General features: G+C 65.2%; 9 protein-coding genes. 6 read left to right on the top strand and 3 right to left on the bottom strand.

The features are described from left to right. Positions 1 to 373: 373 nt before the first annotated feature. Entirely contained in the window at positions 374 to 1033 is a 660-nt protein-coding gene (locus JVX91_RS22045) for a glutathione S-transferase family protein (RefSeq protein ID WP_205336250.1), read from the top strand. Between the two features lie 346 nt (positions 1034 to 1379). Here JVX91_RS22045 and JVX91_RS22040 read toward each other — a convergent pair whose 3' ends face one another. Together JVX91_RS22040 and JVX91_RS22035 are read right to left on the bottom strand one after the other, a co-directional pair. Continuing rightward, entirely contained in the window at positions 1380 to 2873 is a 1494-nt protein-coding gene (locus JVX91_RS22040) for an aldehyde dehydrogenase family protein (RefSeq protein WP_205336249.1), read from the bottom strand. 397 nt (positions 2874 to 3270) lie between these two features. After that, a complete protein-coding gene (locus JVX91_RS22035; RefSeq protein ID WP_205336248.1) occupies positions 3271 to 4944 on the bottom strand; it encodes an MFS transporter in 1674 nt (557 codons plus the stop codon). A gap of 489 nt (positions 4945 to 5433) precedes the next feature. Between JVX91_RS22035 and ccsA the strand changes: the two genes are divergently transcribed. The 5 genes from ccsA to peaD all read left to right on the top strand — a co-directional run bounded on the left by ccsA (position 5434) and on the right by peaD (position 12548). Then, entirely contained in the window at positions 5434 to 7611 is a 2178-nt protein-coding gene (gene ccsA, locus JVX91_RS22030) for a cytochrome c biogenesis protein CcsA (protein WP_205340076.1), read from the top strand. A gap of 340 nt (positions 7612 to 7951) precedes the next feature. Beyond that, positions 7952 to 9523 carry a quinohemoprotein amine dehydrogenase subunit alpha gene (peaA, locus tag JVX91_RS22025; RefSeq protein WP_205336247.1) on the top strand — a complete coding sequence of 524 codons (1572 nt, stop codon included), beginning with the start codon at positions 7952 to 7954 and terminating at the stop codon, positions 9521 to 9523. 76 nt (positions 9524 to 9599) lie between these two features. Beyond that, positions 9600 to 11030, top strand: a complete 1431-nt coding sequence (gene peaB, locus JVX91_RS22020) for a quinohemoprotein amine dehydrogenase maturation protein (RefSeq protein WP_205336246.1) — start codon at positions 9600 to 9602, stop codon at positions 11028 to 11030. A gap of 1 nt (position 11031) precedes the next feature. Then, on the top strand, positions 11032 to 11355 hold the full coding sequence (gene qhpC / locus JVX91_RS22015) for a quinohemoprotein amine dehydrogenase subunit gamma (RefSeq protein WP_015477047.1): 324 nt from the start codon (positions 11032 to 11034) through the stop codon (positions 11353 to 11355). Positions 11356 to 11414: 59 nt separating this feature from the next. Further along, on the top strand, positions 11415 to 12548 hold the full coding sequence (gene peaD, locus JVX91_RS22010) for a quinohemoprotein amine dehydrogenase subunit beta (protein WP_205336245.1): 1134 nt from the start codon (positions 11415 to 11417) through the stop codon (positions 12546 to 12548). A gap of 67 nt (positions 12549 to 12615) precedes the next feature. On the opposite strand, the gene JVX91_RS22005 is transcribed toward peaD, so the two are convergent. Next, on the bottom strand, positions 12616 to 12753 hold the full coding sequence (locus JVX91_RS22005) for a PSPA7_2676 family Cys-rich small protein (protein ID WP_205336244.1): 138 nt from the start codon (positions 12751 to 12753) through the stop codon (positions 12616 to 12618). Positions 12754 to 12765: the final 12 nt, after the last annotated feature.

Raw genomic sequence — 12765 nt, 5'->3', positions numbered from 1 at the left:
ACCACTGAACTGGCGGCGTTCGACCAATCGGCACCTCGTCTTCGAGTCGTGGCGGGCCGACTCAGCCGCTGAGGGCGCGTCGGCTGCATCGCGTATCACGCGTGGCTCACGCTAAGGCAGAAGGGACGTGGCCGGTTGCTTGAGATCGCCCCTGGCATGGCCAAAAGCGACATCCTGGTACCGTGCGATGCGGACTTGCCACGGGGTTACGGGGCGAATGAGCACGCTCCGCCGGGCTGGAGGGCGGTCGCTCAAGGCTCAGCGCGGAGTGCACCTGGCGTTGGTTGTCGACGTGGGTGCAGGCCTGCTGAAAACCATGGTCGGGCATTCGCGTCTAGGCTGAAGGCTTTGACTTGCCTCAGGTGTTCCCGCCATGTCCCTCGTGCTCTTCGGTCATCCGTTTTCCTCCTACACGCAGAAGGTGCTGATTGCCCTCTACGAGAACGCCACGCCCTTCGAGTTCCGCGGCCTTGGCCCGGATGAGCCGGACAACGGCGCGCACTGGCTGCGCCTGTGGCCGCTGGCGAAGTTCCCGGTGCTGCTCGACGGTGAGCACAGCGTCGCCGAGACCAGCATCGTCATCGAGTACCTGCACCTGAAACATCCCGGCCCGGTGCGCCTGCTGCCGGACGATCCGCTGGCCGCACTGGACGTGCGCTTCCTTGACCGTTTCTTCGACTGGCACGTGATGACCCCGGTGCAACATGCCGTGCTTGGCGCCATGAGTGGCGATGCGACCAAGCGCGCGGAGGGCCTGGCTCACGCCGTGAGCAAACTCGAACTGGCCTACGCCTGGCTGGAAGAAGAACTCGCCGGGCGTACCTGGGCGGCTGGGAACAGCTTCAGTCTCGCCGACTGTGCCGCCGCGCCTTCACTGTTCTACGCCGACTGGACCCATCCCATCGGCGACCAGTACCCGACCCTGCGCGCCTTTCGTTCACGCCTGCTCGCGCGCCCATCCTTCGCCCGCGCGGTGGAGGAGGCGCGGCCGCACCGGCCATTGTTCCCGCTGGGGGCGCCGGATCGGGATTGAGCGAAAAAAATCCCCCGGTCACTGCCGTGACCGAGGGATGCAAGACCCACGCAGGGGATGCGCGGGCGAGGTAGTCGAATGGGCTCCCGGTAGAAGCAACTGTCTTCTTCTGGGAAATCCATACCAGTTCATCCCTCTCACCCCAGCCCTCTCCCTCGGGGAGAGGGGCAATCCGAGCCGACTGGTTTCATCCTGCACCAAACGGTCCCCTCTCCCAGTGGGAGAGGGCCGGCCCAAGCGCAGAAGCATCTCGTAGGAGCGGACCTTGTCCGCGATAGGTTCGCATCACAGCGAAACCATCGCGGACAAGGTCCGCTCCTACCCAGCCTGCTGAGCCGTGTGTTGCTTACAGGCGAATCAGCACCGATTTCAGTTCGGTGTAGTGCTCGATGGCAGCGGCGCCCATCTCACGGCCAAGGCCGGACATCTTGTAGCCGCCGAAGGGCAGCGCCGGGTCCAGCGCGCTGTGGCAGTTGACCCACACCGAGCCGGATTTGATGCGCGGCACCATGCGGTGCACTGCCGCCAGGTCGTTGGACCAGACGCTGGCGCCCAGGCCGTAGGGGCTGTCGTTGGCCAGGCGCAGGGCGTCCTCGATGTCGTCGAAGGGCATGGCGACCAGCACCGGGCCGAAGATCTCTTCCTGCACCAGCGGGTTCTTCTGGTCGACGTCGACGATCACCGTCGGCTTGACGAAGTAGCCGGGGCCGAATTGCTCGCCGCCGCAGGCGATGGTGGCGCCTTCGTCGCGGCCCAGTTCGATGTAGTCGAACACGCGCTTCTGCTGCTTGGCGGAGATCAGCGGGCCCATGTCGATGCTCGGGTCGAGGCCGTTGCCCAGCTTCATGCCATTGGCGATGCCGGCGATGTCGGCGACCACGTTGTCGAAGTGCTTGCGCTGCACATAGAGGCGCGAACCGGCGCAGCAGACCTGACCCTGGTTGAAGAAGATCGCCTGGGCGGCACCGGCGGCGGCAGTGGCGAGGTCGGCGTCGGCCATGACGATGGTCGGCGACTTGCCGCCCAGTTCCAGGGTCACGCGGGTCATGTTGTCCATGGCCGCCTTGCCGATCTGCTTGCCCACCGGCGTGGAGCCGGTGAAGGTCAGCTTGTCCACCAGCGGGTGGTGGGAGAGGGCGGCGCCCGCGGTGATGCCGGTGCCGGTAACGACGTTGAACACGCCGGCCGGATAGCCCGCTTCGAGGACGAGTTCGGCGAGTTTCAGCGCGGACAGCGGTGTCTCGTCGGCGGGCTTGAGCACCACTGAACAGCCGGTGGCCAGCGCCGGGCCGAGCTTCCAGCAGGCCAGCAGCAGCGGGAAGTTCCAGGCGACGATGGCGCCGACCACACCGACGGCTTCGCGGCGGATGTAGCCGTGGAAGTCGCCATCGGGCATCAGCGGCATCGACACGTCGACGGTGGTGCCTTCGATCTTGGTGGCGTAGCCGGCCATGTAGCGCAGGAAGTCGATGGCCAGTTGCACGTCCATCACGCGGGCGACGGCGGCGCTCTTGCCGTTGTTCAGGCATTCGAGTTCGGCCAGCAGGTCGGCGTCGCGCTCCATCAGGTCGGCGAGCTTCCACAGCAGGTTCTGCCGCTCGCGCGGGCGGGTGCGGGTCCAGGCGGAATCGTCGAAGGCCTGGCGCGCGGCGCGCACGGCGCGGTCCACGTCATCGGGAGTGCCGGCTGGCACCTGGCAGAGCACTTCGCCGGTGGCCGGGTTGCGCAGGTCCATCAGGGCGCCGTCGCTGGCGGAGGTCCAGTCGGCGCCGATCAGCATCTTCGGGGCGCGCTGCAGGAAGGCGCGGGATTCGGGCTTGATGGGCAGGGAAGCGAGCATTGCGGTGGCCTCTTGTTGTCTGTTCTTGGAACGTTGAGGCGGAGCATCGCAACGGCTGTGCCAAGGCTGGGTTTTGTTTTTAACTTATTGAAATATAAATATTTAATTGATTTACGAGCGACGCAAAAGAGAAGCCACTGTCGCACATTGCGACAGCGGCTGAGACGGCGGATGTGCGTTTGCGGAACGGGCTTCGGAACTGGGAGGTCCCTCTCCCTAACCCTGGCTGCGCGCCCCGCTCCGAAGGGAGAGGGGACTGTTCCGCAGGCTCTGAAAGTTCACCTCTCGGCGGCGACTGAATCATGGAAGAGCGCCAGTGGTTCGCATTGCACGGAAAACCCCCTCTCCCTTCAGGGAGAGGGCTGGGGAGAGGGGCTCTCCGGCGTAGCACGACACATCAGTGGGTGATATCCCGATCCTTGGTCTCCGGCAGGAACAGAATGCCCAGCACCGCCGTCATCACCGCGATGACGATGGGGTACCAGAGCCCGTAGTAGATGTCCCCGGTGGCCGCCACCATGGCGAAGGCGACGGTGGGCAGGAAGCCGCCGAACCAGCCGTTGCCGATGTGGTAGGGCAGCGACATGGAGGTGTAGCGGATGCGCGTCGGGAACAGTTCCACCAGCCACGCGGCGATGGGGCCGTAGACCATGGTCACGTAGATCACCAGGATGGTCAGCAGCACCAGCATCATCAGGTGGTTGATCTTCGCAGGGTCGGCCTTCTCGGGGTAACCGGCTTCCTTCAGCGAGGCGGCCAGTTGCGCGGTGAAGACCTCGGACTGCACTTTGAAGTCCGCCGCGGGCATGCCGGCGCCTTCGAAGCTGGCGATGACCTTGTCGCCGATGTGCACTTGGGCCACGGCGCCGGTCTCAGCCTTGATGTTTTCGTAGGGAATCGCCCGCTTCGCCAGCAGGCTCTTGGCCATGTCGCAGGAGCTGACGAATTTGGCCTTGCCCACCGGGTCGAACTGGAAGGCGCAGGCATTCGGGTCGGCGACCACCGTCACCGGGTTCTTCTCCTGGGCGGCGAACACGTCCGGGTTACCGAACTGGGTCAGCCCATGGAAGATCGGGAAGTAGGTCAGCGCCGCGAGGATGCAGCCGGTCATGATGATCTTCTTGCGGCCGATGCGATCGGACAGGCTGCCGAAGAACACGAAGAACGGCGTGCCCAGTAGCAGGGAACCGGCGATCAGCAGGTTGGCGGTCTGCGGGTCGATCTTCAGCGTCTGCAGCAGGAAGAACAGCGCGTAGAACTGCCCGGTGTACCAGACCACGGCCTGGCCGGCGGTGCCGCCGAGCAGCGACATGATCACCACCTTGAGGTTTTCCCAGCGGCCGAAGGATTCGGTCAGCGGCGCCTTCGACGCCTTGCCTTCTTCCTTCATCTTCAGGAACACCGGCGACTCGGCCAGTTGCAGGCGGATGTACACCGAGATGATCAGCAGCAGGATCGACAGCAGGAACGGAATCCGCCAGCCCCAGGCCTCGAACGCCTCGGTTCCGAGCACGGTGCGGCAGGCCATGATCACCAGCAGCGAGAGGAACAGGCCCAGCGTCGCGGTGGTCTGGATCCACGAAGTGAAGAAGCCACGTTTGCCCTTGGGCGCGTGTTCCGCCACGTAGGTCGCCGCGCCGCCGTACTCGCCGCCCAGCGCCAGGCCCTGCAGCAGGCGCAGGGTGATGAGGATGATCGGCGCAGCGACGCCGATGGTGGAGTAGGCCGGTAGCAGGCCGACCACGGCGGTGGACACGCCCATGATGACGATGGTGATGAGGAAGGTGTGCTTGCGCCCGATCATGTCGCCCAGGCGGCCGAACACGATGGCGCCGAAGGGGCGCACCGCGAAGCCGGCGGCGAAGGCGAGCAGGGCGAAGATGAAGGCGGTGGTTTCGTTGACCCCGGCGAAGAAGTGCTTGGCGATGATCGCCGCCAGGGAGCCGTAGAGGTAGAAGTCGTACCACTCGAAAACGGTGCCCAGGGAGGAGGCAAAGATGACCTTGCGCTCCTCCTTCGTCACTCCGGTGGAAGGCGCGTTGCCCGCGGACGGGCTGTATGTCTGTGCCATGTTTGTCTCCGTCTTGTTCTTGTGATGGGCCGGAGTCCCTCAATACCGTTACCGCACTCGAGCCCAGGGCTGATGTCAGGTCGTACGGATTGCGCGAAGCTTGAATACAGGCAGCCCTGCGGCACGTCGCAAGGTCATCAAAAAGCATAATCGGCCTCGTGCGGATATCCACTTGCCATGACCGTCAAAGCCCCGGCTGGCGCGGATTGGCGCCTGTTCTGGACAGGCGGTAGGAAGCGAGGTGTCTGGTTGGCGCCTTTTCCCGGTTCGCTTCCTCACGGTGGCGCGGCGCAATTAGACCATCGTCTATAAGGGGTGAGGCTGTCTCAGACTGCTACAGCTGTCGCGATCTGCCACGTGTCGATGCCTGTCACCCGGCTGCAGCCTCCTGTTTTGCAAGGATTTTTCCCGCTGGCACGCATCGTGAAGGACGCTGGGTTTCGCCGCCCAACGCGTCGGCGTTGCACAAGGAGACCTGGCTTGAAAAGGATGCACCTGTCGTTGCCGTTGTTGGCTGGCTTGTCGGCTGCGCTGGCGAGCGTGGCGTTGCTATGGCTGATGCCGCTTCTGGGGAATGCGCTGCTCGGGCTGGTGGCGATACTGATCACCGCTGCCGCGCTGCGGGCGGAATGGCGCGCCCTGGCCTGGCCGACGGCGCTCGGCGTCCTGTGCGGCGCATGCCTGGCGCTGGCGTTGCACCTGTTGGCCGACCACTTCCAATTGCGCTATGCCTGGCTCTACAGCAGCGCGGCGCTGCCCGGCTACCTGAAGATGTCCAATCTCTGGGGCGGCGACGAGGGCACGGTGCTGCTGCTGGCGACCTTCTGCCTGGCCATCGCGCTGCCCAATCGCTCGCTGTCCGGCTGGGCGGGACGCGGCATGGCGCTGATCGCGGCCTGGTACGTCGCCACGGCCGCCTGGCTCGGGCCCTTCTCGGCGACACCAGCGGACTGGCTCGCCGCGCAGCCCAGCCAGGGCATGAACGCTCACCTGCAGACCTTCTGGATGTCGCTGCACGCGCCGCTGATCCTCTGCGCCTATGCCTGGGTGCTGGCGCCGGTCGGTGCTGCGCTGGATGCGTTGAGCCGCAGTGGCGCCGAGTACGCCTGGGTGATGCCGCGCTACAGCCGGCGCGCCTGGCTGATCCTCAGCGCCGGCATCGGCGTCGGCATGGTCTGGGCGATGGAGGATTTCACCTACGGCCAGCTCTGGCACTGGGACCCGGTGCAGACCTCGGCCTTCATCATCTGGGCGCTGCTGGGCGGCGTCCTGCACGGCGCGCGACGTTGGCGTGCGGATGGCGCCTACGCGCGCCTGCTGCCGGTGCTCAGCCTGCTGGCGGCGGCGATGGCCTGCGGGGCGATGGCGGTTACCCGCAGCACGGTACTGGCCAGTTCGCACCGTTACATCGGCACCACGTCCTGGCTCGCTCACCTGACGCTGGCGGCGATCCTGCTGATCCTCGCGCTGGGCTGCCTGCTGGCTGGGCGGCACTTCAAGCGTCGCGTCGAACGCCGCCGTGGCGACTGGACGCTGGACGTCGCCATCTACCTGTTCGCCGGCACCGGGCTGCTCGCGCTGGGCGCGCTGCTCCAGGCGCACCTCTACGAATGGCTGGGCATCGAGCGGCCCGCCGAACTGAAGCCTTTCTTCGAGACGCTGACCGCCTGGGCCACCACGGCGGAAATGGACAGCCTGCGCCGCGCCTTCGATCAGTGGGACGTCAACGGCTACAGCCTGGCGCACTGGATGCTGCCGCTGCTGGCGCTGTTCGGGCTGATCGGCGGCTACAGCTTCCTGCGCCGTTGCGGCCGCCCGCGCCTGGGCCTGCTCGCCACCCTGGCGATGGGTGGGGTCATGCTCGGCGTTGCCTTCAAGGGAGGGTGGCTGAGCGCGGGCTACAACGGCGACGGCATGCTCTCGCAGAATATCGTGACGGTACTGCCCTGGCTGGACGCGGCATTGCTGGGCGGCCTGTTCCTCATGGCGTCGTGTGTGCTGTGGGGCGCGCTGAGCCTCTGGCGCAGCCGGCGCCTGGGCAACCTGCGCTACAGCGGTGGACTGGCCCTGGTGCACGGCGGCGCGGTGATCGCGCTGGTGGGCGGGCTGGCCGCCACGGCGCTCAATAGCTACCAGCAGATCACCATCCCGCCAGGCACCTCGTTCGAGCAATGGCATTCGGTGATCGGCGGCATGCAGCTGCGTGTGTTGCCCGACGCCAGCCGGCCGGATTTCTCGGGCTACCACGCTGTGGCGCGGGTGGAGCTGCAGGAGGGCGGGCGGACGCTGGCCGGTCACGCGCTGTTCCAGGACAGCCGCGGCAATCCGCCGGCCTACCAGGGGCCGGTACGCCAGCTGTGCGAGATTCTTGATTACCACTACGCGCGTTTCGCCTCGGACCGTGGCTATGTGCTGCACCCGTTCATCATCCGTGGCTGGGGCAGTGACCTGCAGGTCTGGGTGCCCGCGTCGCCACGGCTGTTGAAGCAGTCCGGCGACGAGATCGAAAGCGTGGTGGTGGTACGCCGTTTCCCGTTCCTCTCGCTGGTCTGGGTTGGCCTGCTGGCGATGCTGTTCGGCGCCTTGCTGCTGCCGGCGGGCGGCGCTTTGCGCAGGCGCGACCATACTGCACCGGAGGCTGTCTCACCGGCCCTGTCTCAGAGTTAGACAGCAATCGCGAAATGTGACGGCACCAGCCCCGGCCCATTCGCCGGAAGTGCCCGCAAGTCGCGCCGCAAGCCTGATGTGGCGTGACTTGCACAGTAGTGGCACACAACCTGCAAAACCGCTTTGAAGAGCTTGCTCTTGGAATCTGCTTACGATCTTGCGAGCTAGGGCAGAACAAGGCGAAATCGGTTGAGGGAGCGAAGTTTACTCGCCGTAAATGAGCATCCCGAGATCGATTTCAACGCAGTAATACCGACGCGCAGCAGATCGTAAGCAGGTTCTTAGCCCATCGGTGGGCGCCAATAACCAACAAGAATACCGAGGAGGCCTGACCTTGAAGATGACACGACTTCGGCACTATCTGGGTGCCGGAACCCTGGCCGCACTGGCCCTTGCGCTGCACCAGACGGCCCAGGCCGCACCCGAAGGCCAGGCGATCATCAACGCCAAGTGCCAGGCGTGCCACACGCCCGAAGGCAACAATTCCCTCAGCCGTATCAGCCACCAGCGCAAGACCCCTGAGGGCTGGCTGATGAGCATCGCCCGGATGCAGGTGATGTACGGCCTGAAGATCACCGACGAGGAGCGTCGCTCGGTGGTCAAGTTCCTCGCCGACAAGCAGGGCCTTGCGCCCAGCGAGACCGATGGGGTGCGCTACGCCCTCGAGCGCCGGCTGAACACCGTCGAAGACTTCGATACCAACTTCGAGCAGATGTGTGCCCGCTGCCACTCGGCCGCGCGCATCGCCCTGCAGCGCCGCCCCGCAGCGGAGTGGGAGAAGCTGGTGAACTTCCACCTCGGCCGCTGGCCGTCGCTGGAATACCAGGCACTGGCCCGTGACCGTGACTGGTTCGACCTGGCGAAGAAGGAGATGGTCCCGGAACTGGCCAAGCGCTATCCGCTGGACAACCAGGCCTGGTCCGACTGGCAGAAGAACCGGCCGAAGGCCGAGGCGCTGGCCGGTGAGTGGAGCTTCGCCGGGCACATGCCGGGCAAGGGCGACATCGCTGGCAGCATGAAGGTGAGCAAGGACGGCGACGACGCGTTCAAGGTCAGCGTGAAAGGCCAGTACGCCGACGGCACGCCGTTCAACGGTGACGGCAGCGCGGTCCTGTACAACGGCTACGAATGGCGCGGCGCGGTGAAGGTCGGTGACGTGACCATGCGCCAGGTGTTCGCGGCTATGAACGGCCAGATGCAGGGCCGTATGTTCGACAAGGCCCACGACGAGCGTGGCCTGGACTTCGTCGCCGCGCAGAACGGCACCAGCCGCGTGCTGGGCGTGCAGCCGGCCTACCTGAAAGCCGGCGCCGAGACCGAAGTCAGCGTCATCGGCAGCGGACTGAAAGGCAAGCCGTCGTTCGGCCCGGGCGTCGAGGTGCTGTCGGTGGTTTCCGAGACGCCCGAACGCGTGACCGTGAAGGTCAAGGCCGCCGACTCCGCTGCCGTCGGCGAGCGCGATGTCGCCGTGGGCAGCGCCAAGGGCGGCAGCCTCGCGGTGTACAAGGACATCGCCGAAGTGAAGGTGGTGCCGGAGTTCTCCATCTCCCGCATCGGCGGCAATGGCGGTTCGACGCCCAAGGTCCAGGGCAGCTTTGACGCCGAGGCCTGGGGCAAGGGTGCCGACGGCAAATCGTTCCGCATCGGCGTGTTCCCCGCGCAGTGGTCGGTGGAACCGTTCGACGACCGCGCCAAGGAAGACCAGGACGTGAAGTTCGCCGGGGTGATGGACGCCGACAGCGGCATCTTCACGCCGGGCGACGCCGGCCCGAACCCGGCGCGCAAGATGATGACCAACAACGCCGGCAACCTGAAGGTGATTGCCGCGGTGGACGACGCCGGCCAGTCGCACAAGGGCGAAGGGCACATGATCGTCACCGTGCAGCGTTGGAACAACCCGCCGATCCCGTAAACCTCGGGCTCGGATGAACTGAACGCGTGAGTCCCGCCTTCGGGCGGGCACATTCCAAGAGTTCCGGGAGGTCGCCATGGGCGCCATCTTGAATCTGGTCGAACGCAACCTGCACGAAGTGCAGGTCGACGCCGACCGCCTGTTGTTCCATATCCCCAGTTCCTCGCTGTTCGCCAGCGACGCGCTGACCGGCGGGATCATCGACGCGCTGCGCGGGCATGCCTGCTCGCCGGACGAACTGACCCAACGCCTGGCCGGGCGTTTCGGCGCCGAGGAAATCGACGAGACCCTGCGCGAGCTGATCGCGCTGGAACTGGTCAGCGACGGCTCGCCGCTGCCCCCTGAAATCGGCATCAAGAAGGTTGACCGCACCGCGCTCAACACCGTGGTGCTGAACGTCAACACCGGCTGCAACCTGAGCTGCACGTACTGCTACAAGGAAGACCTGGACAAGCCCTCCGCCGGCAAGAAGATGGGCGCAGAAACCGCCGAGGCTTCGGTGGAAATGCTGATCCAGGAATCCCCCGACGAGCAGCGCTACACCGTGGTGTTCTTCGGCGGCGAACCGCTGTCCAACCGCCCGCTGATCGAGCACATGGTTGCGTACTGCGAGCGCCGTTTCGGCGAGCTGGGCAAGACGGTGGACTTCGTCATGACCACCAACGCCACGCTGCTCACCGAGGAAATCGTCGACTGGCTCAACGCCCATCGCTTCGGGCTGTCCATCAGCATCGACGGGCCGAAGACGGTGCACGACCGCAACCGCATCACCGTGGGCGGGCAGGGCACCTATGACGTAGTGCGGCGCAAGGCCGACATGCTGCTGTCGCGCTACACCGCGCGGCCGGTCGGCGCGCGGGTGACGCTGACCACCGGCGTCACCGATGTCGAGACCATCTGGAACCACCTGTTCAACGAGATGGGTTTCGCCGAAGTCGGGTTCGCTCCGGTCACTTCGGGCGACATCAGCAGCTACAACCTCACCGGGGACGAGCTGAAGGCGGTCTTCGCCGGCATGAAGGCCCTCGGCCGGCGCTACCTGGACGAGGCGCTGGAAGGGCGTAACATCGGCTTCTCCAACCTGCACCAGCTGATCACCGATATCCACGAAGGGCAGAAGAAGGCCCTGCCGTGCGGTGCCGGGCTGAAGATGCTGGCGGTGGACCACAAGGGCGAGCTGAACCTGTGCCACCGCTTCACCGGTTCCTCGCTGCCGACCTTCGGCAACGTGCATGAAGGGGTGAAGCAGGCCGAGCTGAACGAGTTCCTCTCCCAGCGCCTGGACCGCACCGACACCGGTTGCGCCACCTGCCACATCCGCAACCTCTGTTCCGGCGGCTGCTACCACGAGAGCTACGCGCGCTATGGCGACCCGGCGCACCCCACCTACCACTACTGCGAACTGATGAGGGACTGGGTCGATTTCGGCATCGAGGTCTACAGCCGGATCATGGCTTCCAACCCCAGCTTCATCGACCGCCACATCACTCCGCGGAAGGCGCACTGACATGAAACATCTGAAAGCGATCAACACCAAAGCACAGAAGCTCGAACAGGCCGCCGCCGAGGATCGCATCGAAGACGTGGTGGCGATGAACTCCGTGGCCGGCTGCGCGGCCACCACCGACCCGGGCTGGGAAGTCGACGTGTTCGGCGGAGTGTCCTCGCTCTGCCAGCCGATGGAAGCGGACCTCTACGGCTGCTCCGACCCGTGCTGGTGGCCAGCCCAGGTGCCGGACATGATGAGCACCTACCCCGACTGGAACAAGGATGCGCAGGCTTCGGCCGAGAACTGGCGCAACCTCGGCACCGTATTCCCGGACGACAAATGACCGGACTGACGAATATCGGCCCAAAGAGCATGGACCAGAAGAACAAGAGGAAAACCTGCATGTCCAGAAAAGCATTCGCCGCCGCGCTCGGCGGCCTCTCGCTGGCCTGCGCGCTGCAAGCCGTTGCCGCCGATGCCGGCGCCGACACCGGCAAAGCGCTGGAAAGTGGCCACGAGTACCTGATCAGCACCAACTACCCGAACAATCTGCACGTCATCGACATGCAGACCGACAAGCTCTACAAGACCTGCGCGATCCCCGGCGCCTATGGTCCGGGCATGACCCAGCTGTCGCCGGATCGCAAGGTCGCCTACATCCTCAGCAACCATTACGCGGACATCTACGGCATCCAGCTCGATGACTGCAAACCGGTGTTCCACGCCACCATCGCGCAGAAGGCGGGCGAGAACGCGCGGGCGATGTTCTCCATGACCGTCAGCCACGACGGCAAGGAGATCTACGCCATCGCCAACCCGACGCTGATCCTTGCCGAGCACTACGAAGTGCAGCAGCCGCGCTTGCAGGTCTACTCGGTGGCCGACGGCATGGGCGCCAAGCCGGTGCGCACCTTCCCGGCGCCGCGCCAGCTGACCATCATGCAGAGCGGCGACGACGGCACCCTCTACGTGGCGGGCCCGGACATCTACAAGGTGGACGTGAAGACCGGCAAGTTCGACGTGATCATCCCCAGCCGCAACTGGAAGCGCCCCAACTACGCGCCGCCAGATGTGCTCTACGTGTGGAACCAGCAGACCTACCCGCGTGACTTCTCGCTGCTCTACACCACGGCGAAGTTCAAGGACGCCAAGCAGGACATGGCCACGGCCGATTTCCTCTACGGCTTCTTCAACATCGACCTGGCCACCGGCAAGACCGAGACCGTCGATTTCGGCCCGGTCACCGAGGTGTACTTCAGCGGCATCCGCTCGGCGAAGGACCGCAACGTTGTCTACGGCGTGCTGAACCGCCTGGCCAAGTACGACATCAAGGAGCAGAAGCTGGTCAAGGCGGCGAACCTGGACCACTCCTACTACTGCCTGTCGACCAACAAGGCCGGCAACAAGCTGTACCTGACCGGCACCCTGAATGACGTGGCGATCTATGACGCCGACAGCCTGGAGCGCATCGGCGATCTGAAGCTGCCCGGCGGCGACATGGCAATCACCACCAGCCAGGCGTTCGTGGCCAACTGATTCACCTTCGCTGTACCGGACTGCCCGGAGCACTTGCGTGCTCCGGGCATTTCTTTTCGGGCCGACCTCAGACTTCCGGCTCGGGGCTCAGATAACGCTGCGCACCGCAGCGCAGGCAACGTTGGCAAACCATCGGCACATGGCCGACCTCGGTCAGATTCCCTTCATCCCAAGCACAGCCCAGGAAAAAGCAGCGCAATCGCATGTGTCCTCCTCC

Origin of the sequence: Pseudomonas sp. PDNC002, from assembly GCF_016919445.1 — a bacterium.
GTDB lineage: Bacteria > Pseudomonadota > Gammaproteobacteria > Pseudomonadales > Pseudomonadaceae > Pseudomonas.
The sequence above is the reverse complement of the archived record's forward strand: the minus strand, read 5'-3'. Positions and strand labels throughout refer to the sequence as shown.